The organism is Bifidobacterium polysaccharolyticum, from assembly GCF_016101585.1.
Classification (GTDB): domain Bacteria; phylum Actinomycetota; class Actinomycetes; order Actinomycetales; family Bifidobacteriaceae; genus Bombiscardovia; species Bombiscardovia polysaccharolytica.
In genome coordinates, this window is the sequence record NZ_JACFQG010000002.1 from 19,528 (window position 1) to 46,066 (window position 26,539).

At 60.8% G+C, this 26,539-nt stretch carries 24 protein-coding genes and 1 tRNA gene; 14 read left to right on the forward strand and 11 right to left on the reverse strand.

Annotated elements, in window-relative coordinates; all coding sequences use genetic code 11:
- The first annotated feature begins 25 nt into the window (after nt 1–25).
- The 3 genes from H3T90_RS03285 to H3T90_RS03295 all read left to right on the forward strand — a co-directional run bounded on the left by H3T90_RS03285 (nt 26) and on the right by H3T90_RS03295 (nt 4,275).
- Nucleotides 26–2,005, forward strand: a complete 1,980-nt coding sequence (locus H3T90_RS03285) for a DUF4037 domain-containing protein (protein WP_232350569.1) — start codon at nt 26–28, stop codon at nt 2,003–2,005.
- A 12-nt stretch (nt 2,006–2,017) separates the two neighbouring features.
- Nucleotides 2,018–2,653 carry a DUF4125 family protein gene (locus H3T90_RS03290; protein ID WP_198229609.1) on the forward strand — a complete coding sequence of 212 codons (636 nt, stop codon included), beginning with the start codon at nt 2,018–2,020 and terminating at the stop codon, nt 2,651–2,653.
- Nucleotides 2,654–2,718: 65 nt separating this feature from the next.
- Nucleotides 2,719–4,275 carry an alpha/beta hydrolase family protein gene (locus tag H3T90_RS03295; RefSeq protein ID WP_198229610.1) on the forward strand — a complete coding sequence of 519 codons (1,557 nt, stop codon included), beginning with the start codon at nt 2,719–2,721 and terminating at the stop codon, nt 4,273–4,275.
- Nucleotides 4,276–4,630: 355 nt separating this feature from the next.
- Here H3T90_RS03295 and H3T90_RS03300 read toward each other — a convergent pair whose 3' ends face one another.
- Nucleotides 4,631–6,535 carry a PspC domain-containing protein gene (locus H3T90_RS03300; RefSeq protein WP_198229611.1) on the reverse strand — a complete coding sequence of 635 codons (1,905 nt, stop codon included), beginning with the start codon at nt 6,533–6,535 and terminating at the stop codon, nt 4,631–4,633.
- 140 nt (nt 6,536–6,675) lie between these two features.
- Between H3T90_RS03300 and H3T90_RS03305 the strand changes: the two genes are divergently transcribed.
- Both H3T90_RS03305 and H3T90_RS03310 read left to right on the forward strand, forming a co-directional pair.
- Complete coding sequence (locus H3T90_RS03305) at nt 6,676–7,962, forward strand: ATP-binding protein (RefSeq protein WP_052733421.1); 1,287 nt, start codon at nt 6,676–6,678, stop codon at nt 7,960–7,962.
- A 98-nt stretch (nt 7,963–8,060) separates the two neighbouring features.
- Complete coding sequence (locus tag H3T90_RS03310; RefSeq protein ID WP_046323273.1) at nt 8,061–8,762, forward strand: LuxR C-terminal-related transcriptional regulator; 702 nt, start codon at nt 8,061–8,063, stop codon at nt 8,760–8,762.
- An 8-nt stretch (nt 8,763–8,770) separates the two neighbouring features.
- Here H3T90_RS03310 and H3T90_RS03315 read toward each other — a convergent pair whose 3' ends face one another.
- A complete protein-coding gene (locus tag H3T90_RS03315; protein ID WP_198229612.1) occupies nt 8,771–9,490 on the reverse strand; it encodes an HAD family hydrolase in 720 nt (239 codons plus the stop codon).
- A 172-nt stretch (nt 9,491–9,662) separates the two neighbouring features.
- On the opposite strand from H3T90_RS03315, the gene H3T90_RS03320 reads away from it, so the two are divergent.
- Nucleotides 9,663–10,274 (forward strand): Type 1 glutamine amidotransferase-like domain-containing protein, encoded by a 612-nt coding sequence (locus H3T90_RS03320; RefSeq protein WP_198229613.1) that lies wholly within the window; start codon nt 9,663–9,665, stop codon nt 10,272–10,274.
- 10 nt (nt 10,275–10,284) lie between these two features.
- Here H3T90_RS03320 and H3T90_RS03325 read toward each other — a convergent pair whose 3' ends face one another.
- From H3T90_RS03325 to H3T90_RS03355, 7 genes are all read right to left on the reverse strand, one after another.
- Complete coding sequence (locus tag H3T90_RS03325) at nt 10,285–11,844, reverse strand: ClC family H(+)/Cl(-) exchange transporter (RefSeq protein ID WP_232350571.1); 1,560 nt, start codon at nt 11,842–11,844, stop codon at nt 10,285–10,287.
- 130 nt (nt 11,845–11,974) lie between these two features.
- Entirely contained in the window at nt 11,975–12,574 is a 600-nt protein-coding gene (locus H3T90_RS03330; protein WP_198229615.1) for a YbaK/EbsC family protein, read from the reverse strand.
- Between the two features lie 10 nt (nt 12,575–12,584).
- Nucleotides 12,585–13,082, reverse strand: a complete 498-nt coding sequence (locus H3T90_RS03335; RefSeq protein WP_046323277.1) for a hypothetical protein — start codon at nt 13,080–13,082, stop codon at nt 12,585–12,587.
- 190 nt (nt 13,083–13,272) lie between these two features.
- Nucleotides 13,273–13,357, reverse strand: a tRNA-Ser gene (locus H3T90_RS03340).
- Between the two features lie 93 nt (nt 13,358–13,450).
- A complete protein-coding gene (gene serS, locus H3T90_RS03345) occupies nt 13,451–14,737 on the reverse strand; it encodes a serine--tRNA ligase (protein WP_198229616.1) in 1,287 nt (428 codons plus the stop codon).
- Between the two features lie 169 nt (nt 14,738–14,906).
- On the reverse strand, nt 14,907–15,782 hold the full coding sequence (gene sdaAA / locus H3T90_RS03350; RefSeq protein ID WP_046323279.1) for an L-serine ammonia-lyase, iron-sulfur-dependent, subunit alpha: 876 nt from the start codon (nt 15,780–15,782) through the stop codon (nt 14,907–14,909).
- A gap of 12 nt (nt 15,783–15,794) precedes the next feature.
- Complete coding sequence (locus H3T90_RS03355; RefSeq protein WP_046323280.1) at nt 15,795–16,472, reverse strand: serine dehydratase beta chain; 678 nt, start codon at nt 16,470–16,472, stop codon at nt 15,795–15,797.
- A 220-nt stretch (nt 16,473–16,692) separates the two neighbouring features.
- Here H3T90_RS03355 and H3T90_RS03360 point away from each other — a divergent pair, with 220 nt between their 5' ends.
- The 4 genes from H3T90_RS03360 to rpiA all read left to right on the forward strand — a co-directional run bounded on the left by H3T90_RS03360 (nt 16,693) and on the right by rpiA (nt 21,447).
- Nucleotides 16,693–17,787 (forward strand): diacylglycerol/lipid kinase family protein, encoded by a 1,095-nt coding sequence (locus tag H3T90_RS03360; RefSeq protein ID WP_046323281.1) that lies wholly within the window; start codon nt 16,693–16,695, stop codon nt 17,785–17,787.
- A gap of 62 nt (nt 17,788–17,849) precedes the next feature.
- Nucleotides 17,850–19,523 carry a phosphoglucomutase (alpha-D-glucose-1,6-bisphosphate-dependent) gene (pgm, locus tag H3T90_RS03365; protein ID WP_198229617.1) on the forward strand — a complete coding sequence of 558 codons (1,674 nt, stop codon included), beginning with the start codon at nt 17,850–17,852 and terminating at the stop codon, nt 19,521–19,523.
- An 83-nt stretch (nt 19,524–19,606) separates the two neighbouring features.
- Nucleotides 19,607–20,641, forward strand: coding sequence for a ribonuclease H family protein (locus H3T90_RS03370; protein WP_198229618.1), 1,035 nt, complete (start codon nt 19,607–19,609; stop codon nt 20,639–20,641).
- A 107-nt stretch (nt 20,642–20,748) separates the two neighbouring features.
- Nucleotides 20,749–21,447, forward strand: a complete 699-nt coding sequence (rpiA, locus tag H3T90_RS03375) for a ribose-5-phosphate isomerase RpiA (RefSeq protein ID WP_198191403.1) — start codon at nt 20,749–20,751, stop codon at nt 21,445–21,447.
- 138 nt (nt 21,448–21,585) lie between these two features.
- Here the strand turns inward: rpiA and H3T90_RS03380 are convergent, their stop codons facing one another.
- Complete coding sequence (locus H3T90_RS03380; RefSeq protein WP_004268639.1) at nt 21,586–21,675, reverse strand: 30S ribosomal protein bS22; 90 nt, start codon at nt 21,673–21,675, stop codon at nt 21,586–21,588.
- Nucleotides 21,676–21,742: 67 nt separating this feature from the next.
- Complete coding sequence (locus H3T90_RS03385) at nt 21,743–22,396, reverse strand: hypothetical protein (protein WP_198229619.1); 654 nt, start codon at nt 22,394–22,396, stop codon at nt 21,743–21,745.
- A gap of 90 nt (nt 22,397–22,486) precedes the next feature.
- Between H3T90_RS03385 and radA the strand changes: the two genes are divergently transcribed.
- From radA to H3T90_RS03405, 4 genes are all read left to right on the forward strand, one after another.
- Nucleotides 22,487–23,896 (forward strand): DNA repair protein RadA, encoded by a 1,410-nt coding sequence (gene radA, locus H3T90_RS03390; protein ID WP_198229620.1) that lies wholly within the window; start codon nt 22,487–22,489, stop codon nt 23,894–23,896.
- A gap of 122 nt (nt 23,897–24,018) precedes the next feature.
- Nucleotides 24,019–24,882, forward strand: coding sequence for an ABC transporter substrate-binding protein (locus H3T90_RS03395; RefSeq protein WP_198229621.1), 864 nt, complete (start codon nt 24,019–24,021; stop codon nt 24,880–24,882).
- 25 nt (nt 24,883–24,907) lie between these two features.
- Nucleotides 24,908–25,765, forward strand: a complete 858-nt coding sequence (locus H3T90_RS03400; protein WP_198229622.1) for an amino acid ABC transporter permease — start codon at nt 24,908–24,910, stop codon at nt 25,763–25,765.
- Entirely contained in the window at nt 25,762–26,529 is a 768-nt protein-coding gene (locus H3T90_RS03405) for an amino acid ABC transporter ATP-binding protein (protein WP_198229623.1), read from the forward strand. The genes H3T90_RS03400 and H3T90_RS03405 overlap by 4 nt, the downstream gene beginning before the upstream one ends.
- The last annotated feature ends 10 nt before the right edge of the window (nt 26,530–26,539 follow it).

Genomic DNA, 26,539 nt, shown 5'->3' on the forward strand with positions numbered 1-26,539 from the left:
GCAGAAAGAACCCCAACAGTCCTACATGCAACCGGACGGCACCTTCGACACCCAAGCCTTCCTCGACGGTCTGGATGCCATCTTCAGCGCCGGCAAGGCTCGCGACGAAGCTGAACCCTACCTGCAACAGGCGCTGGTGGATGCGGAGAATGCAGGCGATGATGCCGGACTGCTGACTGTACTGAACGAGACCATAGGATTTTACCGGTCCCAGGGCCGCCACCAAGAGAACATGTGGATGATCCAGCGGGCCATCGAGCTTGCCTCCCGAATGCGCATCGAGGGGTCCGATGCCTGGACGACCACCCTGATCAATGCAGCCACAGGTCTGCGGGCAGCCACGAAGTACGACCAGGCTGAAGACCTCTACCGGCAGGCGCTTGCCTCCGCAGCCAAGACCCTTGGGCCCAAGGACCGGCGGCTGGCGGCCCTGCATAATAACCTGTCCATGCTCTACAGCGAAACCGACCGACCCGACCAGGCCGAGCAGGAGCTGCGGCAAGCCATGGACATACTGGAGAATTCCAGCACCGATCCTTCCCGGGATCTGGACCTGGCCTCCACCCACACCAATCTGGCCCTCCTGCTCATGCAGCGTAACGACAATCCACAGGCTCTGCAGGAGGCCTGGGACCAGGCTCACACAGCCTTGGACATCTATCGAACCGGCCATCTGGAGAACAGCGCACACTATGCCTCGGCCCTTGCAGGCTTTGCCCAGGTCTGCTATTTGACCGGCCGCTTCAGGCAGTCGGTAGACACCTACCGCAAGGCCCTGACCATTATTGAGGACCGGTACGGCAAGAGCAGCGACTACTACCAGATCACCAAGGCCAATCTGGACCAGGCCCAGACCGCTGCTGAGAAAAACAGAGACAGGAATCAATCCGACCAGGTTGACGAAGTTGCGTCCATCCAAACGCAGACCAACTCAGATCGCCCCCCAGCCAGGAATCAGAACAAAGACAGCGATCAGCATAACCCCCGCCTGGGTATTCAAGGGCTGGACCTGGCCAAGGCCTATTGGGAGCAGGTGGGCCGTCCCATGCTGGAGGAACACTACCCCCAGTATCGCGGTCGGATCGCCGTGGGATTGATGGGCCATGGATCGGACTGCTACGGCTTTGACGATGCCATCTCCCGGGATCACGATTTCGGCCCCGGCTTCTGCCTGTGGCTGACCAGGGAGGATTACCAAGCCATCGGCGACCAGTTGCAGAAGGACTATGAGGCCCTGCCCACCGAGTTCATGGGGTTCGGTTCGCGGACCGACAGCGTCAGAGCCAAGGGGGCCAACAGACGCGTGGGCGTCTTCGAGATCGGCGCCTTCTTCGAATCACTGACCGGCTACCGGCAGGCGCCCCCGGAAGATCATCCCCACGAGTGGCTGCTCCTGGACGAGGCCACACTGGCGGCAGCCACCAATGGCAAGATTTTCGCGGATCCTCTGGGACAGATGCTGGCCACCCGGCAAGGGTTCAAGGCCATGCCCGACGATGTGCGCTTCTGCCTGATCTCCCGCCGGCTGGGCATGATTGCTCAGGCGGGCCAGTACAACCTGCCGCGGAGTCTGCAGCGGGGTGATGGGGCTGCAGCTATGCTGTCGATTAACGAATTCGTCAAAGCCTGCGCCTCCCTGATCTTTCTGATCAACAATCCGCTGACAGTCGGTTATCTGCCCTACTACAAGTGGACCTTCGCGGCCCTTCGCCGACTGAGCGGACGAATGGCCACCAGGCTGTCCGACCTGACCGAGCACCTGGAGGACATCCTGCGCCTGGCTTCGGCTGCCTGCTACGGGGGGCAAGGCTTTGGCGAAGGCGGCAAGGGAGCTCTGCCGTCCGCCGAACGCATTACCAAGCTTGTAGAGTCCATCTGCGCAAGAATCGTAGAAGAGTTGCAAGCGGAGGGCTTGACCAACAGCCCGGAAACCTTCCTGGAATGGCAGCGCCCCTATGTCGAGGCCCACATTTCCAGCGACGATCCGGTTCTGCACAGCATCTGAAAGGAGCCAAGGATGGCAAACGACAAGCAATGTCAGGATGATGAGTCCTTGCGTGAGGGGATCGTCCGCCACGAATGGGAACAGTTCCAGCAGGTCAACAACGAGGGTGGCCCGGCCAACTGTCAGGGCAACTGGCCCATGTTCCATCAGATGCGCCTGAGCCAGTTTCTGACCTGGCCTCATCCCCTGCTGGCCAGTTATGCAGACGATCTGGATCAGGCTGACGCACAGGGACGCAACCTGCTGACCGAAAAGTATGGGCGGATGATGGAATCCACCGCCCCGGACCAGTACCACAGCAGCATTGCCCCCTACCTGCCCAGGCTGGGCCTGGATCGCCAGGAGCAGCAGGAGCACATCATCGACCGGCAGGTGGCCTGGGCCAAGGACTTCCGCGAGCGCTACCCCCGTCTAGGTCAGGAGATGCGAGTCCTGCGCACCAGTGAAGACACTCCGGAGGCCACCTCCTTCGAAACCTATCTGCGTGGCGAACTGGGCACCTATTCGGCCAGGACGCTGGATCTCTACCAATCCATGGTGGGCCAGATCGAGGCCCGGGGCGGCAACCTGACCGAGGAAACCATCCTGGCCACAGTGCAGATGAACGGCTTTGAAACCCTGGACGAAGCCGAACAGGCCCAGAACTGACCACCTGAACCACAATCATGAGGTCTATCTCTGCAACCAGTCGTGCTGTCGGGTAGAGTTGACGGGTGCAAAAGCTGAAACGGGCGGGTTTCACCGCCGCCTCCTTTGTGGTCATCCTGTTGGTCATGCTCCTTTTGGGCCAAGCCATGACGCCGGACTGGCGGGTAGAACCCTACCGCGACCATCTGCAGGTCTCGACCCGCTCCACTGCCGTCGCTTCGAGTTTGGGCCCCACGACCCCTGAGGGCACCCACCCAGTCAGGGAGCAGAAAATCAGCATCACTTTGGCTGGCGGAGTTCGCATCCAGGCCATCGTCAGAGAGCCAAGCGACCACAAAGGCACCGGACCAGCCTGCCTGTTCATCCATGGCGCCGGAACAGGCAAATCCTCCGAAGTATTTGGCGACCTGGCTTCAGCCATGGCCTCAGCCGGCATCACCACACTGGTGCCCGACAAGCGTTTGGACACCTACACCACCTTCCATCGCGACTACCAGGCCATGGCCGCCGACTACGGGCGCTCCCTCGACCGTCTGCGCTCCTGGCCGGGCGTGGATCCAACCAAGGTGGGCCTGTACGCCGAGTCCGAGGGCACTTGGATATCGTCCATCATGACCGCCAAGGACCCCAGCATCGCCTTCTCCATCCTGACTTCGCCTCCCGTCTACCCGGGACGACGGCAGATGGCCATGGCGGCCACCAGCTATTTGGACTTGATTGGCGCGCCTAAGGGGATTCGCAACGTTATACCGCGTCTCATGGGCATGGACTTGTCCCTGCTGGGCCTGGAGTACGCCGACTTCCCCTCTCTGCCCTATCTGGATCAGCTGCGGATGCCGGTCATGATCAACTTCGGCACCATGGATGTTTCCATGCCAGTAGAGCAGGGTGCGCGCGAGATCATCCGCAGAACACATGCGATCGGCAACGACAACGTGACCCTGCGCTACTACCCTACCAACCATCAGATTCGTACCGGCAGCCGGCTGGCCAAGGCCGGGTTGCCCCTTGAACCCAGATATACCCATAATCTGGAAGACTGGATCAACGCCGTGGCAATGGGCACCAAAGCCGATCAATGGTCAACGCCTATGATTGCCGGCAGCCAGCCCCATCAGCTCAATCAAGTGCCCAAGCACACGAATACAGGGTTGATACCTTCGCTGACCGCCCTGTTGACTCTGATGGCCAGTGGTCCCATTCTGCTGGCTGCTGCCCTGGTATCTGCCCTGATTGGAGCCTTGAGCTCACATCTGCGAGCTCGAGGCAAAGACCACCGACAGTCAGGTTTCAGCAAAGGCCTGACCGGACGGCTCTGGTCGCTAGGCCTGCTAGCCGCAGGACTTATGGCTGCCCTGCTGGCCTATGCCTTTACTGTGGTCCGCCAGGCGCTAGACCTTATGCATCTGTCATCGATGATGGCATCATGCTGGCCCCTGTTGTCCGTCCTGTGTCTGGTACTCATCCTGCTCTTGGCGAGCACCCTGACCTCTGTCTTCAGCCGATCTGACGGCAAGCCAGCTGTTGCCGGGGCTGGCCACTGGTTTACCCTGGCCCTGACCCTGCTGGGGTCTCTGACCATCCTTGGCAGCCTGATCTTCTGGAATATCCTGGTCTTTTGAGACAGAGCGGGTGCGCCTTGCTGATGCCAGCCAGGCTAATACAGACGCGCCAATCAGCACCACGCCCAGGGCGGCAAAAATCAATGGAATAATCCGCTGCCAGGGTATGACTATGGTCAGATCCGTACCGTAACGCAGAAAGACCAATCCTAAAGCCAACATGGTCAGAGCCAAAAGTCCAACCAGGGCGCCAAAAATGATGGTCGGCAGGCTGGGGCCGCTAGGACGGACCGGCTCCGGCGGCTGCATCCGAACCTGATATATCGGAGGTGCCTGCGATTCAACCGGCATGACCTTGGTGGTGCGCTCCTGACGATCCAGCGGCTGGGGCTGGCCTCCTTCTGGTTGCTGTATATCAGTCATCTTCCTGATCCTCCCCAAACTGCCATGGATTGTAGCTATAATCCCAATATTCATTGATCGAGCCGCTGTAGAGCTGCGCCCGCTTCGGCTGGGTAGCACTCCCCTGGGCTTGCACGGTGACCCGTGCACCGTCCATGAGATTGGCTTCGACGATCAATTCGGGATCGTCGGGCATATGCCACTGATCCTCCTTGGACGCTCGCAGGGCTTCCTCCCAATTGCGTCGTTCAGCTGATGACGACGTATTGCCCCACCACATCCGGTTTCCCTGTTCCGTCTCGGTTATCCAGTCAGCCGCGCCTGATCCCAAGACCCTGTAGAGGTCGGTGTGTTCCCTATAGGACAAACTGCACCCCTTAGGAATGAGCAAGCGAACGTCAGCATAGGCCACAGCCAGGCGCACGGTGCCCGTCGGGCAGCCTGAGACTGTACTCACCGCATCATCCATAATCTGAACACGATGGGTACCGTGTTCCCGCTCATAACCAGTCAGGTCAATGACGGCACTTCCCTGATCCTGCGGGTCTCCGACCAGCGCGGTGCCGCGGCGATAACGCCTCATGTCCGCACTGCTCGCCCCCAACGAGCGCCCATAGTTGCTGCCGTTAACTTGAACTGTGGCGTAGTCGGCCAAGATCCTGCGGTTCTGGGTTTGCTCAATGCCTGGTATGGCCGAACCGGTAGCCAGAATCAGAACAACCAGGCTGGCCATCAAGGCAATGGGAGTCAATCCTCCTGACCTGCGGCCCATCAAGCCCAGGATCAGTATGACCACGCCAAGTGTCAGCGTGACGCCTCCAGCCCAGATTAGAGCGTAGGCCAAGGTCGCATTCAATCCGCGATAGGGGTTCGTGGCCATCCACCAGACCCCTGCACCGGAGACCAGGATCAGTCCCGACAGAAGACTGACCAGCACAGGTCCGGCGGGACGACGCCGCAGCCGGGGCGGAACCGACGGAGCCTTACGGGCCATTCCCGGCCCTGTCGAGAATGACCCGGCTGTACCATAGCCCGGCCAGGCACTGAATCCATACGACTGATTCTTGTTCCCAGCAGGTTCTGCAGGGCCTTCTGCCCCTGTCCAACCTCCGGGAGCTGCACCAGCGCTGGGATTGCCCCCATCTTGCGTATTATTCGAATCGCTGCCGGCGTTTACCGAATCCTCTGTCTCAGAGATGGGTCCAGGAGAGGCTACATCCCCTTGTTGCTCCGAAGTTCCATACGAATCGGAATGCTCTGGCTGATCCTTGTATCCTTCCGAACTCGCATCACTTGCTGTCTGTGCATTGCTTCGCGTCCCTGTGTAATCCTGGTATCCCTCATACCCTGAAAAGCTCGGAAACTCAGGCTGATTCGAATACCACTGCGAACCTGCACCACTCGGCCGTTCCGAATACTGCGGTCCCATCACCCAAGGATCGCCCGAAACCGGCCTGCCGGCATCCGGCCCAGCCCAGTACCCTCTCTGGTACTCCAGGGCCTTATTGCGACTCCACCGGATAAGGAGATACAAAATCAATGCACCCAAAGCCAGGGAAACGATTCCGACTCCAGGAATCAGGATGGCCAGCAGCCAGTAAATGATAATACCCACCATGGAAGCATGCCAAATTCCGTGAATCAGCTCCTGGGCGATAATGACCCCACGCCGATCCGGCAAGACGAACCAGGCAAAACCATAGAAGGCGGCACCAGTGCCGAAGAGAAAGACCGCCAAAATCATCAGCGCTCTGACCAGGGTTACGCTCCAGCCCAGCCGACGGGCCAAGGCTACGCAGACGCCGCCGATCCATCCCTGGTCGCGGATCAGATAGGACTCCCTGCAGGCGCGGAAGAACTTGTCGGACTTCCACCGCCAGCCGTTATCAGGGCCATTGCCGTTCATGTCGCTACTCATGTCTTCATTACAACACCCAGCCAGCGCAAATCTTATGGGGGAACACCCTGATTCGACCCTGATTTCTTCCGTTTATCGCCTTATCGGCACCATCCGAAAACGATAATGGAAGCATGAACGCACCCATGCAGGAACAGCGAATGCTGAAGGAACCACCTCCTCTGCACCCTGCGCGCATGCCCCTGATGAGGCCGCACAAGGGCAGGATCCTGTGCGGAGTCTGCAAGGGCATCAGTTTGCACCTGGGTATTCCCGTCTTCTGGATACGCCTGGTCATGGTGCTCCTGGCCCCCAAAATGATCACCTGCGTGGTCTACTGCTTCCTTTGGTTGATACTGCCCCAGGGCGATCCCACCCAGGCGGTCCAACCGAATGACCCGCGATCGGCTCCGCTGGCACCCAGCATTCTTACTGGGCAATCGGGTCAAAAGGAGGACCACAACATCACCCCCGGGCGGATAACCAGACTGCTGGCAGGCCTAGGCATCATCCTCCTGCTGACCACGGTTTTTCTGCTCAACAGCGGTATGCGCCCCGCCTTTGTCGTCCCCTGCCTGCTTTTTTGCGCCGGGCTAGTTCTGGCCTGGCTGAGGCCGGAAAACCAAGGAACCGGCTACCACCTGCCGGCCCTGATCGGCAGCCTGGCCCTGATCCTGTCTGCTGCGATAATCTTCCTGCTCTCCACCCAGGAATTGCATTGGGCCCTGACCCTGATAGTCCTGGCCGGACTGCTGCTTGTGGGCGTGACCGCAGTGGTTGTGCCCTGGGTAGGCTCAATCATTAGCCAGCTGGGCGATGAACGCGCCATGAAGGAACGCGAGGAGGAACGGGCCGATATGGCAGCCCATCTGCACGATGGCGTCCTGCAGACCCTGGCTCTGATTCAGCTGCATGCCGATGACCCGCATACCGTCTTCACCCTGGCCCGATCCCAGGAGCGCGATCTGCGCAACTGGCTCTATCAGGAACGCACTCCCTCAGACCGGTCCGTCAGCACTGGGCTGAGCCAGATAGCCGCACAGGTGGAGGATGATTCAGGCAAGCCAATCGAGGTGGTCACCGTGGGCGATGCCATGCCCTGCGCGCAGACCGACGCCCTGCTCAACGCGGCCCAGCAGGCCCTGGTCAATGCGGTCACCCACGGTGGCGAACCCATATCCGTATATTGCGAGGCCCGCAGGAATCAGGTTGAAGTCTACGTGCGCGACCACGGTTCTGGCTTTGATATGGATGCGATTCCAGCTGACCGTCTGGGAATCCGAGAGTCCATCATAGGTCGGATTCGTCGGCGTGGCGGCAGGGTCGAAATCGTCTCCCGCCCGGGCTGGGGCACCGAGGTCAGAATGCACATGCCGCTGTCCGAGGCCAGCCAGCATCAGGAGGGCGAGGTTGATCAGGCTGAAAAAGGGACTGAGGCACAGCAATGATAGGATACGTGGTGAACCATTCATTCACAGACGCATGCCGGTCCGATCCTTTCCACGCTTGAGGACCCGCGTCGGGAAAGGCGGGCTGAACCACGCCCATGACCACGACTGCAGCAGAGCCCCATCAAGCCGAGGATGGGCCCGCAAGCATCCGCGTAGCCGTCGTCGACGACCATGAGATGTTCCGTACCGGCGTCATCACCACCCTGCAGCCGCATTTCCACGTCGTGGGCCAGGCGGCAGACGTGGAGTCCTCCATTCTCATGGTCGAGCAGACCCGTCCCGATGTGGTTCTGCTGGATGTTCACGTGCCTGGCGGCCAGGGCGGCGGAGGCGCCGAAATTCTGAGCCGTTCCCATCCTCTCTCCCCACGGTCGGTCTTTCTGGCTCTTTCCGTATCCGACTCGCCCAGGGACGTGGGTTCAGTCATCCGTGCCGGAGCACGTGGCTACGTGACCAAGACCATCTCCGCCAAGGACCTGGTCTCCTCAATCCGTCAAGTTCACGAGGGGTATGCAGTCTTCTCCCCCAAGCTGGCGGGATTCGTGCTCTCCGCCTTCCAGGAGGACGAGGCCGCAGATGCCGGTCGGGTGGAAGATGACGAACTGGATCGACTCTCCGCGCGCGAGCAGGAGGTCATGCGCTTGATTGCCCGGGGTTACACTTACCGCGAGGTAGCCTCCGAGCTTTTCATCTCCATCAAGACGGTTGAGACCCACGTCTCCAACGTCCTGCGCAAGCTTCAGCTTTCCAACCGAACCGAACTGACCCGCTGGGCCGCAGACCGCCGCATCGTCTGAACGTCCGCTCAGCAGTCAATGCCCCGCTGGCGAAGGAGCTGACGCAGACTACTGATATCACGGGCAACAATCCCCTCCATACCCAGTCTGTCTGCCATAGCCACATGCTCAGGATCCACATCGACGAAAATCGTATGCCCGGGGCTGATGGCGAAACGACGCAGAGCCAGACGATAGAAGAGCGGATCGGAAAGATCCAGATGCTCCTCGGATGAAATCAGAACACCTTTCAGAGCAGAGAGGGGCGAGAGAACGTCTGACACCGCTTCGGTCAGCTGACTGGTCGTCGTCGCCAGACCCCAAAGGGTCAGGCCGGCTCGCCGCAGATCCCCCAGCAGATCCGATGCTCCAGGAAGCAGGCCCTTTACTGCCAAGGTGTAGTTTTCCAGACAGACGCGAACCACCCAAGCGACCGCAGGTCCGTGAGTGGTTTCATAATCGGCCAATGCCTGCTGTGGGTCCACGCCCAGATTGATCTGCCTCCTGACACAAGCGAAGCCCCAAGGGTCCTCCGGGTCCAGAACCATATCGACCACCCCGTCAGGATAATGCCCGACCAAGGCTCGGCGCGGGTCCCAGTCCACCAGGGTCCCAGGCAGAGCGAAGAGGATGCTGCCACCTGGGGCCGCTGGGTCGGGGCGGTCATCGTTGAATATATCCTCACCTGGCAGGTCGCCCGATACGCCTTGGCTTAATCCCTGCTGGAACTCCCGATGCTGCCTTGCCATGCCCCCAGAATAAACATCTGGACCTACAGAACCTGCGGCAGAATCCAGAAGGCACGTGGTCAATCACTAGGTGAAGGCCACCGAATGGATATATTGAAGCCAGCAATGGTCGAATCTTACGTTTTGCGACCTGCCCAGGGCGGAAGTCCCGCCGGGCACGAAAGGAGCCGTTATGCGTCGGCTGCTGCTCACATCCTCATTCTCCGCTACCGCTGACAGGCTGCCCGCTTTCCTCGAAGGCTCGCCCGAAAATCATACGGTGGCCTTCATCCCCACGGCCAACCTTCCACAACGTTCAGATAGTTATGTCCAGGAAGCTCGCCAGGCTTTCACCGACATGGGCTGCCGAATCGACGACTTGGAAGTCTCGACCGCCGATCCGGAGACCATGCGTCGCAGTCTGGAGAAGGACGACCTGATCTATCTGTCCGGCGGCAACACCTTCTTCCTGCTGCAAGAGCTGCGTCGCTCAGGTGCTGCTGATCTGATCAGGCAGCAGGTGGGTCAGGGCAAACCTTATATCGGCGAATCGGCCGGCGCTGTGGTGACCGGTCCCGATATCGGCTTCCTGGATGCCATGGATCCGCGCTCAGCCGCCCCGAATCTGGACTCCACCGCAGGGCTGGGCCTGGTGGACTTCCGCCTCCTGCCCCATCTTGATTCCGAGCCCTTCGCCGAGGTGACCAGAAAAATTCTGGACCGCTACGGCGACGATGAGCCCATGGTGGCCATCAGCAACTTCCAGGCCGTGGCGGTTCGCGGGCAGTGCCTGACCATTCTTTAGAGAATGCCAGTCAGCGACAGAGACCTTCCATGACCTGGCGGGCCTGGTCCAGACGATCACCCGGACAGAGCAGGATGACACCATCCCCAGCGAGCAGCCGAAGATCACCAGCGGGAATTAGCCTATGCTCGCCCCGGCGAAGACCGATTACGGCGCATCCGTGCGGCCAGGGGACCTGTCCCAGCAGACGACCAGCCGCTGGACTGCCATGTTCTATGGGAAACTCCACAGTGACCCTGTCAGGAACCTGGGCATCGGGAGCACGTCCGCGTCGATAACGCTCCAGCAGAGCCTCGTAAATGGGTTCAACACGCAGCAAATCGGACACCATCAGGGCCGTGAAGGCGCATAAAGCCACGGGAAGCATATGAACCAGGGATCCAGACATCTCCACCGTCAGCAGGATGGATGTTATGGGAGCCTTGACCGAGGCCGTCAGGGTGCCTGCCATGGCGCAGACCGCGCATACCGGAATGATCCGGATGGGCATTCCGAGTGCGGCTGCACCCATACCGCACAGGGACCCAGTCAGCGTGCCGACTGCCAGGATGGGCATGAAGATGCCTCCGGGGGCGCCGCTGCCGAAGGAACTGGCCGTGAAGAGCATCTTGACCAGAAGCAGAATCAACAGGTTGATGGCCACTGACCAGGCCAGCTCGCGAACGCCTTCCGCCTTGCCGATCAGATCCTCGCCGCCACCTAGGACGGCAGGCAGCAGCAATCCGACCGGCAGAGCCAGGAAGAGGGAGATCACCGGTCCCAGCTTCGAGGGCAGGTGACTGTAAAGACTCTGAGCACCCAGAAGCAGGCGGTTCATGGCAGCTCCCACCAGACCTGCCACCAGCCCAAGGGGGATCATCAGCAGATACTGGCCGATGGTCAGCTGTGGCATAGCAGTGAAGTCCAGGACCGGACGCAGGCCGAAGCGGTTCTTGGCGATGAAATCAGCACTCAGACAGGCCATGGCCGCCGAAAGAAGAATCATGGGAGAAAAAGACCTGTGGATCTCCTCCAGAGCGAAGACCATCCCCGAAAGCGGCGCATTGAATGCTGCAGACAGACCGGCTGCCGCACCGGAGGTCACCAGGCAGGTCTCCTCCACACGGTCTCGGCGCAACCCACGGGAAACCAGTTGGGAACCGGCCGCGCCGATCTGCACCGAGGGTCCCTCGCGCCCCAGAGACAGGCCAAACATGCCGCAGGCCAGGCCGCCCACGAATCGTACGCCAAGCACGGGCAGAGCAGGCATGCGCATGCCGTGGATGACCACTCCCTCCACCTGTGGAATGCCGGAGCCGGAGGCCATGGGAACCCGGCTGACCATCCAGGCCAGGGCCAGCCCGACCAGCAGGGCGGCCAGCAACCAAGGAAGGATCATCAGAGGCTGATCACGCATCTGCCCGTAGGCCCATCGAGCGAACCGGGTGCCATAGCCGATGCCTTGCCGGTAGAGCACCACCAGTACTCCCACCAGCAGTCCGCAACAGGCGGCCCTGAACGCTACCAGCCACCGGCTGGCTCGACCCGGCCTGGTCGCCTGGACCGGGTCGGAACGATTGTCCTGATCCATCTCATCCGCCGACGGCCCTTTCCTCCAAGACAGATTCAGCCTCACCGGCCTGCTCCTTCCCTCCTTCACACACAACGGTTTCCAGCTTCTCCCAGAGCAGAGACCAGGAGCAATGACTGAGCCGACAGCTTCAACTTTCTGGCAGTATGAACACCTGGGATGCCAGCTTCCGAGCAAAATCCGGGAGGCAAGAGCCGGGCAAGCAGACAGACACGTCGTCAGAGCCTAACGGCAGTGCTGTCTGTTCGTCAGTTGCCGTCAGATTACCGTCCAAGACAACGGTGTTCACCTGGCCACGATGACCCACCAGATCCAGCAGCGAGACCCTACCTGGCACCGTACCCAGGCACTCGCTCAGGGTGGCAGCTGAGGCCATGTGCAGCCTCCGGCAACCGACCACTGCTCGCACCTGGCGCAAATCCGGTCGCCTTATGCCCCTGGCCACCAGGAGTATCAGCAGACCTCCAGCATCCTCCAGCAGCAGGAACTTGGAGATGTTTTCCACAGAGAGCCCCAGCAGGTCAGCAATGCCCAGCTCCATGCCTTGGTCGATGGTATCCAAGGGCGGGTGTTGAACGACACGCCAATTTGTTCTCAAACCATCCAGAAGCTCTCGCACCGGCTGGGGAACCATCCTGTCCCCCGAGTCTGATGACCTCTTATCCATACCGACCTGGGCATCAAGGCCTACTCTGGCTGCAGGATCAGCGCTGCCATTGCCTGGTCTCATGGGTGCCTCATCAATCGTTGGCCACCTCAGAGTCGGGCTTCAGTTCCTCCTCCTTCTGGCCTATACGCTTCCTGTCTATGCGATAGTAGGCGTTGAAGAGACCACCGGAGGTCAGCAGAACGATCAGAAGAACCAACAGCCATATGTTCTCTTTGGCTTCGTATGTTTCAAGCAATTCATAAGAGGAGGAAACCATCTTCAGCCAGCCTGCGACCGACACGAAGTACCAGGCCGTTGCCTGATCGAGGAAGCTTAGCGCCCGTCGACGTTCTGATCTGGTCCTGGTAGCCTGACGGAGAATTTCGTGCCCGCGTTTGCGCTCCAGTTGAATCTTGACGATGGGCACCAGCCACCACCAAGGCGAGACCTCATCCCAATTCTTGCTGAGCTGATCAAAGTCGTCCAGAAGCTCCTGATATTCCTGCAGCTCCATCAGCCCCTGGAAGAGCGGGAATGTGAAAAGCAGCCAATCCCCGATCAGAGAGACAATGGCGATGAATTGATCCACGACCCGACCTTTCCCTTGCAGAGTCGGCACCCAAGGGTCGGCTCACGTGATTAAGCATGGCTACCATCCATCATTGTAGACACCAAGTTCCAGCCCAAACCGCTGTCACAACCGCTGACCTCAGTACTGCGGACATAGAACTCAGCGAATACAAGAATGCCCCGGAGATAGCTCCGGGGCATCAACCAGGCGGACAGGGCGGGATTCGAACCCGCGGTGGCTTGCGCCACAACGGTTTTCAAGACCGTCTCTTTCGGCCGCTCAGACACCTGTCCAAAAGACGTGCCAATCAGGCACGTCACTCATCATACGACATCAGGGTTGGTCTAACCAGCAGCGGAATGTCGGTCGCTCACGACAGAGGCGACTCAGGCCTCCCAGGTCTTGGGCTCGATGACTTCTTTCCCACCCACGTAAGAGCGCATGGCCTCGGGGATGACAATGGAGCCATCGGCATTCTGGTGGTTCTCCAGGATGGCGACCAGCCAACGGGTGGTGGCCAAGGTCCCGTTCAGGGTGCTGACAGGGCGCGTAGAGCCGTCCTCCAGCCGCTCGCGCTCGTTGAGGCGGCGGGCCTGGTACTCGGTGCAGTTGGAGGTTGACGTAAGTTCCCGGTAGCGACCCTGGGTGGGCACCCAGGCCTCACAATCGAACTTGCGCGCAGCCGAGGATCCCAAATCTCCTGCGGCGGTGTCGATGATCCGGTAGGGCACGTCCACCTTGGCCAGCATCTCCTGCTCCATGGCCAACAACTGCTTGTGCTGGTCGCGGGAGTCCTCCTGCTTGCAGTAGACGAACATCTCCACCTTGTCAAACTGGTGGACACGGATGATGCCCATGGTGTCTTTGCCGGCAGAACCAGCCTCTCGCCGGTAGCAGCTGGACCAACCGCAGTAGCGCAGCGGACCCTTGCTCAAATCCAGAATCTCGTCCTCGTGCATGCCAGCCAGGGAGACCTCGGAGGTGCCCACCAGATACTGGTCGTCAGGCTCACGCAGACGATAGATCTCGTCGGCATGGGCGTTCAGGAAGCCGGTGCCGGCCATGACCTCGGGCCGGACCAAAGTGGGGGTGATCGTAGGAATGAATCCATGCTCCATGGCCTGGTCCACAGCCATGGTCAGCATGGCAATCTCCAGCCGGGCCACATCACCGCGCAGGAAGTAGAATCTGGATCCGGAGACCTTGACGCCCCTGCGCATGTCAATACCAGCCACGCCAACGCCCAGGTCCAGGTGGTTCTTGGGCTCGAAACCCTCCTTGGCGAAGTCACGCGGAGTACCGACTTTCTTGACCACCACGTAATCATCCTCGCCGCCCTCGGGCGCCTCAGGCTCCACTACGTTGCTGAACTTCCACATCAGATCGGTGTACCTGGAGTTGGCCTCGTCAGAGGCTGCCTTGCAGGCGTTCACCTTGTCCGACAAACTCTTGGTCTGGGCCAGAAGGTCGGCTTTCTCATCAGGAGAGGCCGAACCCATGCGCTTGCCGAGCGACTTCTGCTCGGCCCTGCGGCTTTCGTAATCCTGGAGCGCCGCCCTGCGCTCGCTGTCCGCCTTCAGCACTTCGTCGACGAGCTCGACCGATTCGCCGCGTTTGCGCTGTGATTCACGGACAACATCCGGATGTTCCTGAATGAACCTGATATCTAACATATCTGAATTCTATGACTTTCGGGGGACACGAAAACCGGCCCCGCACAACTCTTCCCAAGCCTTATGGCCTCTGTCGCAACCGGCCGACCGCCGCCGACCAGCCTGGAAAAACAGCCGAGGCAGGAAGGCGGACGGGAACCATCCGTCTTTTATATACATCTGCCCCGCATCACTTGCCGAATACGGTCTTGCGGAACCGTTTGCCGGTGGGAGTACCCGCAAGCCCGCCAATGCCGGTCTCCCTAAGCGACGATGGCATGCTCTCGCCGATGGACTTCATGGCTGCGATGACCTCATCGGGCGGGATTCTGCTGACGCCACCCGATAAGGCAATATCAGCAGCAATCAAAGCGTTGGCAGTGCCGATGGCGTTGCGGTTTACGCAAGGCACCTCCACCAGGCCGGCCACGGGATCGCAGACAAGGCCCAGCAGATTGCTCATGGCTATGGCGAAGGCCTGGGCGCAGGCATCAGGATCGCCTCCAGCACCCTCAACCGCTGCAGCGGCAGCCATGCCGGATGCGCTGCCCACTTCGGCCTGACAACCGCCTGTAGCTCCGGAGATCATCGCCTTGTTGGCGGTAACCAGACCGAAAGCCCCTGCCGTGAACAGGCAGCGAATCAACCCATCGTCATCCAGCCCCATTCGATTCTTGAGCACTGTGAGCACGCCGGGCAGAGTGCCCGAAGAGCCGGCGGTAGGAGTCGCACAAATGATGCCCATGGCCGCGTTGACCTCATTGGTAGCCATGGCGGCCTCAACGGCCTGCAGCATGGCGTCACCGCTCAGGCTGGTTCGCGTCTTCCGATAATGCTCCAGCAGAGCCGCCTGGCCACCACTCAGCCCAGTCTTGGAAAACACGCCATCGCCCTGGGACCCCCTGGCAACGGCAGCCTGCATGACCTGCAGATTCCTGGCCATTCTTGCCCAGATCTGCTCACGGGTCTGGTGCGAACGTCGCACCTCCTCGTCGATGGCCACTTCAGATATCGACGATCCACGCTCTTCGGCCATACTCACGAGTTCAGCAATCGAAGTGAACATGCGCCATGCCTCCTAGTCGATATACATCATCCGGGACGAGTGACCCGCGATCTGCTTTTGTTGCTGCGTGGACAGCGGATTGTCCAAATCGAACTCGTACACCGCCATGCCGGCCGGACCCTCGGGCTCATACCTGGTCTGCTTGGTCACACCCTCTTCTCGAAGCAGATCGCGTATACGCTCCAATCGCCGACCTGCGCCCTTTTCGGATTCATCCAGTTCCACCAGCAGGATGGGCAGAAGCCCTGGAGGAGTGATCTGGCAGCCGTCCAAGTTGATACGCCGTACTTCAATGGTCCCGCCCCCTATGGAACAAGCCGCGTATATCACCCGACCGGCTGGCCCCCGCAAGTCCAGGACAGCGGTATTCGGGTGGTCGATGGGGCTTGGTTCGTCCTCCTCTTGGAAGGTCAGAACCATGCCCTGCCTGCGTGCGATGCCAACGGCATCAGGCACCCGGGGGTCATCCGGCGCAAAACCCAGCAGGCCGCTGATGATGGCGTAGTCGGTACCGTGGCCGCTGTGCGTGCGAGCGAAAGAATCATAATAATGAACATCAGCACGACTCGGAACACCCCCGGCAAGGATGTGGCCAACCCGACCAATGGCCACGGCCCCGGCTGTGTGCGAGCTGGAGGGTCCAATCATGATGGGACCTATGATGTCGAACACGCTCTTGTATTTATCCATGCCTGCCTCCTCTTCCCATACCCCCGGGCTTTCCCGGACTTCCAGCGCACGAAGCCGTTGCAACTCCAGACCGAAGGGACCACATGGACCGAGTGCCATCTTAACTTTACGGTTTTCACTACTCAATCGGCTCATACTGTGAGCGTGATTGCTGTAGAGGGTTCGTTCACGTCGGACACACCCAGAAGATTCGGGTCGGCAGGGCGCGCAAAATAGAGTCATGCCAATTCCAGCGGTCGTCATCCTCGCCATCCTGGCAGCGGCGGCCATTGCCGTCACTGCGGTGGTGCTGATCGTCCGCGCCCAAAGACGGCATAAGTTCGCCATGCAGATACTGGCCCGGGACGACGACCAGCTCAGCTACGCCTTCGTCATCAACCCCTCCAAACCCCAGGCTGCTGCCGCCCGCGAACGCATCCAGCAATACTGCCGAGACAAGGGCATCCGCGAATTCAGCTTCATCGAAACCCAGTTGGATCGGGACGGCAGGGCCTGCGCCCGCATGGCACTGGAGCGTGGGGCCAACGTAGTCGTTGCCGTGGGCGGGGACGGGACTGTACGCACCGTAGCCAGCGCTATGGCTTCCAGCGATCATGTCATGGGCATCATCCCAATCGGGACCGGAAACCTGTTCGCACGGAACATGGGCATTCCAGTAGGCGATCTGGACGCCGCCCTGGCCGTGGCCACCTCGCACGGGTCCACCCAGGTGGATGTGGGCCGCATGACCCTCCTTGACGCAGACAGTAAGGAGCAAGGCCGTGGTCACGCTTTCCTGATCATCGCTGGCATCGGCTTCGATGCTCTGATGATTGACGACACCGACCCTAATCTGAAGAAGACGGTCAGCTGGCTGGCCTACTTCATCAGTGGCGCCAAGCATCTGTTCGCACCCAAGTACACGGCCGACATCTCCATCACCCGGCCCGACCAGGTCACGCAGACCAACACATCGGTGACCTTCCGCACCTTCATGGCCGGCAACTGCGGGGAGATTCCAGGATTCTCCCTGATGCCCGATGCCTCCTACGATGACGGCATCCTGGACTTCGAGATCATCGACACCTCCGCCGGCTTGATCGGCTGGGCCAACCTCTTCGGGGACGTGATGCATCAGACCATCACCCGCAAGACCAGCCAGAGCCCCCTGTCAACCAACTCCACCATCGTCCAGCTGCAGGGAACCAAGGCGGAGATCCGCCTGGAGAAGCCGGCCCTGGCTCAGGTGGACGGAGACATTCTGGGCGAGACCTGTCACATCGCACTCAGTGTGGAGCGTCAGGCCCTGGACGTGCGGGTGCCGCAGTCCGACTGAGACCGAAAGAGCCTGTTGCCCATCTGTCCGCTTTCTCATGCCGGGGTGGCATGATGGGAGCCATGACAGCACAGAATGCGGGCAAGCCTGCCAGCCCAGAAGATCTGATCAACGTCGACGATCTGATCGGCAGGTACTACGATCTCATCCCCGACCCTTCAATTCCCTCCCAACGGGTGTCCTTCGGCACCTCCGGGCATCGCGGCTCCGCCCTGACCACCTCCTTCAACGAGGCCCACATCGTGGCTATCAGCCAGGCCATAGCCGAACAGCGCACCAAGGACGGGATCACTGGACCGCTCTATCTGGGCCGTGACACCCACGCTCTTTCCCTTCCCGCCTGGAAGACGGCCATCGAGGTCCTGACCGCAAACGGGGTACGGGTGCGCATCGATGCCAATGATGACTACACTCCCACCCCCACCGTCTCCCAGGCCATCCTGACACACAACCGGGCGGCTGACGGCACCCAGCGCTTCTCCGGCGAGGATCTGGCCGACGGCATCGTGGTCACTCCCTCCCACAACCCGCCCACCGATGGCGGATTCAAGTATGACCCGCCCACAGGCGGTCCGGCTCCGGCCGAAACCACCAACGCCATCGCCCAACGGGCCAATGAGCTCCTGGGCGACTACAGGCAGGTCAAGCGGATTCCTTTTGAGGATGCCATCAAATCCGACCTTGTGGAGCGCTTCGACTACCGGGAGCATTACGTGACCGACCTGGGCAATGTCATCGACTTTGATCTGATCAGATCTTCCGGAGTCCGTCTGGGCATCGACCCGCTGGGCGGCGCCTCAATCAACTACTGGCCGCTGATCAACGAAAAGTACGGCCTGAACATTGGTGTCGTCAACCCGCAGGTGGATCCGACCTGGCGGTTCATGACCATCGACCATGATGGAAAGATCCGCATGGATCCCAGCTCCCCCTATGCCATGAAAGGGCTGGTGGATCGCCTCAACGCCGGAGCCTGGGACTCCTACGACCTGGTGGGGGGCACCGATCCGGACGCCGACCGGCATGGCATCGTCTGTCCAGGAACCGGGGTCATGAATCCCAACCACTACATCGCCGTCTGTGTGGAATACCTCTTCTCGGGCAACCGTCCCGGATGGCCCCATGGTGCCGGCATCGGCAAGACCCTGGTTTCCTCCTCCCTGATCGACCGCGTGGCCGCATCCATCGGTGCCAGGCTGATCGAGGTACCTGTGGGCTTCAAGTGGTTTGTCGACCCCCTCTTCAAGGGCGAGGTGGCCTTCGGCGGCGAGGAGAGCTCCGGAATGAGCTTCCTGCGCAGGGACGGCCATGTCTGGACAACCGACAAGGACGGGCTGATCCCCGACCTCCTGGCTGCTGAAATCACAGCCAAGACCGGCAAGAATCCGGCCCAGCTCCACCAGGAGCAGGTGGAGCGCTTCGGCCAAAGCTGGTACAAGCGAGTGGACACCCCGACTACATTGGAGCAGAAGCAGAAGTTCGCCCAGCTGAACAGCGACGATGTGACGGCCTCCACACTGGCCGGCGAACCCATCACTGCCAAGCTGACCGAGGCTCCGGGCAATGGGGCCAAAATCGGGGGCATCAAGGTGACTACCCGGAACAACTGGTTCGCTGCCCGCCCCTCCGGCACTGAGAACATCTACAAGGTCTATGCGGAATCCTTCGTTTCGCCTGAGGCCCTGGACCAGGTTCTGGACGATGCTGACCAGGTGGTCGCCAAGGCCCTGAGCTGAGTTCCAGGCAAGACCGCATGCACCTGCCCGCAGTACTCATCGCCGGCACGGGTGCTTTCTATCTGTCTGTCTAGGCTGGAGCCATGACCAATGACAAGAACCTGGTCGTCTCGACCGACGGCAGCGCACTGAGCAACCCCAATGGCCCCATGGGCTGGGCCTGGGCCGATCACGAGGGCAGCGACGCAGATGCAGGCGGCGCCAGCAACGGCACCAATCAGATTGGCGAGCTATGTGCCGTGCTGCAGGCGTTGCGAGCCCACCCAGGCGAGCGCCCGCTAGTCATCGAAACAGACTCCCAATACGCCATCAACTGCTCCACCACCTGGGTGCCCGGATGGAAGAAGAAGGGCTGGAAGAACTCCCAGGGCAAGCCGGTGAAGAACCGTCCCCTGATCGAAGCCATCGACCAGGAGATCCAAACACGGCCCGGGTCGGTCAGGTTTGTCTGGGTCAAGGGCCACGCCGGCGACACCTTCAACGAGAAAGTGGACACTCTGGCCCGCGGCTACGCCACAGCTGCAGGCAAGGGCGAACGGGAAGGCTGTCTGCCCATCGAGGGCTGGCGTTCGCTGCTGGCCTCTCCCTATGCCAAGGGCACGCAAGTGCCGTCCGCAGTCAAGGCTGAACTGGACGGAGGACCCCAAGTTCTGGACAAACTGGGCCGCAAGAAGGTCGGCCTGGACCAGGAGGAGCAGAAAGACCTGGCCGAAACCGCTGTCGAAGCCGAATCTGTGGAAGCAACATTCCCCCAGTCGCCAAAGACGCGGGATATCGAAGAAAGCCAAACCACAGTAACGGACCCAGGCGATGAGGCCATCAATGGCACACCCGACCCCGACATAGCCGATGGTCAGGAAGACGAACTCGCGCCGGCTTTCAAGGACACCTCAGATACCGACACGGCTGACCAAGAGACCAAGAACTCCGGCGCCCGGGGACTGAGAGCCAGCGGCCGCGTCCGCATCACGCCGCCCCCATCCGGCAGCAGCATGTTCACGGGACAGGATCTGCATATCGTCGGGAGCATCGATATAGATGCAGACATCGATCCTGACGGCTACCTGACCATTCAGGAGTCGCCTTTCCGCCTGCACGCCATCGAAGTGGAGGATTGAGCGGCTCATGGACCGTCAGGGGCCATCGTCTAGACTGGAGTGAACCTGAATCAACAAGACCCGCAGGACATCAGCAGTTGAGCGCATGCGGGCATGAAGGAGCGTGTATGGACAAGACCGAGCAGGACAGACTGAAGAAGGCCGCCGGCGTCGAGGCGGCCAAGCTGGTCGAGAACGGCATGACCGCCGGACTGGGCACCGGATCCACGGTCCGGTTCTTCGTGGATGAACTGGGACGGCGCGTGAAGGAAGAGGGTTTGGAGTTCACCGGCGTGACCACCTCCCGGCGGACCAAGGAGCAGGCTGAAGGCTACGGAATCCGCATCGTCGACATCGACCAGGTTGATCATATCGATGTCACCATCGACGGGGCCGACGAGGTCGACAAGGACTTCAACGGCATCAAGGGCGGCGGCGCAGCCCTGCTCTGGGAGAAAATCGTAGCCGTCAACTCTCGAAGGATCGTCTGGATTGTGGACGAGTCAAAGGTGGTCGACACCATCGGCCGCTTCCCGCTGCCAGTGGAGGTCATCCCCTTCGGCGAGCGCCACGTCCTGGATCGTTTCAAGGAGCGCGGCTATAACCCAGTACTGCGGCTGGACGGCCAGGGGCAGCCGGTTCTGACGGACGAGCACAACCACATCATCGATCTGCATCTGGATCGGATCGAGCACCCGCAGGATCTGGCCCAGGACCTGATCACCACCGTGGGTGTCGTGGAACACGGCCTCTTCCTCAACATGGTCGACACAGTCATCGTGGGCGACCCCAACGGGCCCCGGGTCATGACCAACGCCAACAAGTGAGCGTCAGCAATCATCCCCTCCCCTACTGGTTGGAGGCATCCGGCTGGCCACGCTGACCGGCGATGATATACACGAAGCCCCCCGCGTCCATTCGATGCAGGGGGCTTCGTTGACCCTGATGGGCCATAAGTCATAAAGCTACTTGCGCTGGTGACGAGTCTTGCGCAGCAGTTTGCGGTGCTTCTTCTTGCTCATCCGCTTGCGGCGCTTCTTGATGACAGAACCCATCCGAGCCTCCGATCCTTAGTTACCTGGAAGTGTCCAACTTGCTTATCGTACACCGCTTGCGGGACGACTAGAGCGGAAAGGCCTTGTAAAAAGCCTCCAGCGCAGTCCGCTGGCCCTGGGCGCGGAAGACCACCGTATCATTCTGCCAGATGACCAGGGCCTTGTGCTCGTCGTCGCCATCCGCCTTCTCCAGGTAGGATCCGGTGACCGTGCCGCCGCTGCGAACATTGCCCGAGGCCAGCTCCTTGCCGGACATGCCCGTAGACTGGCTGTCATAGAGCGCCTTGGCATCCTCGCTCCTGGACCACTGAGCCAGGTGGAGGGTCACATCCCCGCCCGACTTGCCGGATGAGTAGACCAGGTTGTACTCCTCAATAGGTGTACGGGTGCTCCACTCGCTGTCGGAATCCGCTTTGACGCGGGCGAACTCGCCCACCGTATCAGGCATTGCCTTGAGCAGCTCGGAAGCCGAATCAGGCAGGGGAACCGCCTTGGCCTTGGGGCTGCTGGCTTGCGAGGGCTGTGAGGAGGCGGAAGCCGAGGCCTCGGTGACGGGCTCTTGGCTGCGCACCGCCCAGTGAGGCCAGACGAAAGCCGATAGGAGCACCAGGACCACCACCGCCGCTAGGGCGATCACCAGACCGATCCGTCGACGGCGCTGCTTGGCATGCGCGGAGGAGTCAGAGGAAGAGGACAGGGGTGCAGAAGGATTCTCAGCCATGCCTCCATTCTCTCATGCGCAGGGTGTCGGCACTGCGAAGATGACGTAAAAGCCCAGCTCCTCGTCCCTGAATCCCGATAGCGTGCAGGTATGGCCAAGACGACGACGCAATACGTGTGCACGGAGTGCGGCTGGACCGGCGGCAAGTGGTTCGGACGCTGCCCTGAATGCGGCCAGTGGGGAACCATCGAGGAATTTCATGAAGCCCGTGTCGTAGGTGCAGGCGGTGGTCTGTCCTCCTCTGGCGGCAGCCATACGGCACCTGCGCCCCCGAAGACCGGCCTGGCCCGGCCCATCACCCGTGTAGGCACGGACCAGGTAAAGCGGATACCCACGGGATTCGAGGAGTTCGACCGAGTCCTGGGCGGAGGCATCGTACCAGGATCGGTCATTCTCTTGGCCGGCGAGCCGGGCATCGGCAAGTCCACCCTCCTGCTCGAGACCGCTGGCCGTGTGGCCGACCGGGGCGACCAGGGAGGCAAAGTGCTCTACATATCCGGCGAGGAGTCCCAGGCCCAGGTGCGAATGCGGGCCAGTCGCGTGGGAGCGCTCAAGGATTCACTGCTGCTGGCTTCGACGACCGACCTGGCCACGGTACTGGGGCTGATCGAGCGCGAGAAGCCGGCACTGGCGATTGTGGACTCCGCCCAGACCATAGTCTCCAGCCAGGTCGACGGCATCGCCGGGGGCTCCACCCAGGTACGCGAGGTAGCCATCAGCCTGATCGACATGGCCAAGTCGCACGATATCCCCACCCTTTTGGTAGGCCACGTAACCAAAGACGGCTCCATAGCCGGACCGCGGACTCTCGAGCATCTGGTTGATGTAGTCTGCCAGTTCGAGGGCGATTCCCAGACCGCTTTACGCCTGCTGAGAGCCGTCAAAAATCGGTTCGGCCCCACCGACGAAGTGGGCTGCTTCGACATGGGCGAGCAGGGTATCGAAGAGGTCAGCGATCCCACTGGGCTCTTCCTGTCCACGACTGGGCAGGAGGTGGAGGGCACCTGCGTGACCTTTACCTTGGATGGCCACCGCAGCCTACCCATCGAAATTCAAGCTCTGGTCACCTCCTCGGTTCTGCCCACTCCCCGCCGCAACACCAACGGAATCGATGCCAACCGCCTGGCCATGCTGGCCGCGGTGCTCTACCGCCACGGCCGGGTCAACCTGCTGACACGAGACCTGTATGTGTCCACCATCGCCGGCGGGCTGGCCAAGGAGCCCGGATGCGATCTGGCAATCGTGGCCGCCCTGGCCAGTGCAGCCAAGTCCCGGCCCATCCTGCGCACCACCTGTGCCATGGGCGAGATATCACTGACAGGACAGGTCAGGCCTGTGCCTCAGCTCAACCACCGACTGCAAGAAGCCGCTCGCCTGGGATTCACCCGGGCGCTGGTTCCCCCCGACCGACATTCAGGAGGCCGAAAGCCCATTCAGGGATTGGAAGTGATCGAAGTCACCTATCTTGCCGAGGCTCTGGAGGCTCTGGGGCTGGTCTGAAAAGTGGCCGCTGGTCCCCTATCGCACCATAAGGCGTTCACCTGCCGACTCGTTAACCTGCCGGACTAGGATGGAGTCGCCGGAAGACCGACACTCATTATCATCGCGAGGAGCAGATCAGCATGACTATCTTCACCAGGAAAACCATACGCAGGCTGACGGCGGCCGCACTCACGACAGTCACGCTCATGGCCGGCGCGGCCTGCGGCTCCTCATCGAGCAGCAGCGGGCAGTCAGCGGACAAGCAGGACATCACCCAGCAGACCATCAATCCCGGCACCCTGACCATTGCCACTGGAGACCCGGCCTACGCCCCCTACGTGCAGGACAACAAGCCCGAATCCGGCAAAGGCTACGAGGCTGCCGTGGCCTATGCAGTAGCAGATAAAATGGGATTCGACAAGGCACACGTCACCTGGACCAGGACCACCTTCGATGCCGCCATCGCTCCGGGAAGCAAGGACTACGACCTGAACATCCAGCAATTCTCCATCACCCCGGAACGCCGGCAAGCTGTCGACTTTACTCCCAGCTACTACAACTCCACCCAGTCGCTGGTGGTCAGAAACAACTCCCCATATGCCTCTGCCACCTCCCTGGCCCAAATCAAGGACGCCAAGATAGGCGCCATGGTCGGCTCCACCTCCTACGAGATGGCCCACAAGCTGGTCAAGCCTGACATCGACACCTTCAACGACGACGTGGCCTCGTCACAGGCCTTGGACGCCAATCAGATCGACGCGCTTGTCGTGGACACCCCTTCAGCCGTAACCATGGTCGATTCCGGGCAAGTCAAGAATGCCAAGATTCTCGGGCAGATCAAGGGCTCGCAGGACCCGGAGGGCATGGGCATAGTTCTGCCCAAGGGGTCCAAGCTGACCTCGGCCGCTTCCAAGGCTGTCACCACCCTGAAGAAGGATGGGACACTGGACAAGCTGCAGAAGCAGTGGCTGCACGTCTACACCTCCCTGCCCACCCTGGGCTGAGAGAAGAAAGGAAACCTTGTCGTTCATGGCCACCTCGGCACAGGACGCGGTCAGCGATATTCAACGGGAACGGGAACGCTACGGCCGTCGACAGAATCTGCGCTCCGTGGCGATCAGCATCGCCAGCACGCTTGTACTGGCCCTGCTGATCGCCCTTGGGTTGCACGCCTCACCCGGCTGGCCCCGAGTCAAGCAGTCGTTTTTCTCCGGCGCCTACTTCGCGAAAGCCTTCCCTAAGGTCCTCCAGGGGCTCTGGCTCAATCTGGAGGTCCTTTTCTTCGCGGTCATCGGCGTAGCCCTGCTGGGCACCCTCCTGGCCATAATCCGCACCAGCCGGAACCCGCTGCTCTTTCCCCTGCGGGTGCTGGCCCAGGTCTACACCACAATCATGAGGGGCATCCCCATGATTGTGGTCCTCTACCTGATTGGCTTCGGCATTCCCGGACTGGCCATCTTCAACCGGATTCCGGCAGCCCTGCTGGGCACCGTGGCGGTCATCCTTTCCTATTCGGCCTACATCGCCGAGGTACTGAGGGCCGGCTTCCAGGACGTCGGCCCCTCCCAAAGAGCGTCAGCACGCTCACTGGGCCTGACGTCGGGGCAGACCATGCGTCTGGTCGTCATCCCCCAGGCTCTACGCAAGGTGGCTCCGGCACTGATGAACGACTTCATCTCCATGCAGAAGGACGTGGGGCTGATCTCGGTTCTGGGAGCCGTCGACGCGGTCAGGGCGGCCCAGATCATCGTGGCCACCTCCTACAACTTCACCCCCTACGTGGTGGCTTCAGTGCTCTTCATCGCCACCTCGGTCCCCTTCATTCTTCTCAACGACTGGTATTCCAACAGGCTGCGCAAACGTGAACAGAGCGGAGGCATGGTATGAGCGAGCAGGCAGGCGCCAATCAGAACCAACCGGTGCTCCGTTTGGAGGACGTGCGAAAGACCTACCCTGGGGGCAACAAGGTCCTGCGCGGCATTTCCATGACCATCATGCCTCATGAAACCGTGGCCCTGCTGGGTCCCTCCGGGTCGGGCAAGTCCACCCTGATGAAGTGCATCAACCTGTTGGAGACCGTCAACGATGGACGGATATGGCTGGGCGGCACCGACATCACCGACCCCAGGATCAACCAGGATGCTTGCCGGGCCAGAATCGGCGTGGTCTTCCAGCAGTTCAACCTCTTTCCCCACATGAACGTCCTGAAAAACGTGACCCTGGGGGCCATCAAGGTTCATGGCATGCCCAAGGACCAGGCCAGGGAACGGGCCCTGGAACTGCTGGATCGAATCGGCATGAAGAAGAAAGCCGGAGCCTACCCCGATCAGCTCTCAGGCGGCCAGCAGCAGCGGGTGGCCATCGTCCGAGCCCTGATGACCGACCCGGAACTGCTCCTGCTGGATGAGATCACCTCAGCCCTGGACCCCATGCTGGTAGGTGAGGTCCTGGCCATGGTCTCGGAGCTGACCGCCGGAGGCACCACTATTCTCATGGCCACCCACGAGATGAGTTTCGCCCATCATGCGGCCAACCGGGTTGTCCTGCTGCTGGACGGTGTCATCGCCGAGAACGGAACGCCGCAAGAGGTCATGGACGAGTCTGAGAATCCGCGAACCAGGGAGTTTTTCAGCCACTTCCGAGGGCTGTGAGTTCCAAGGT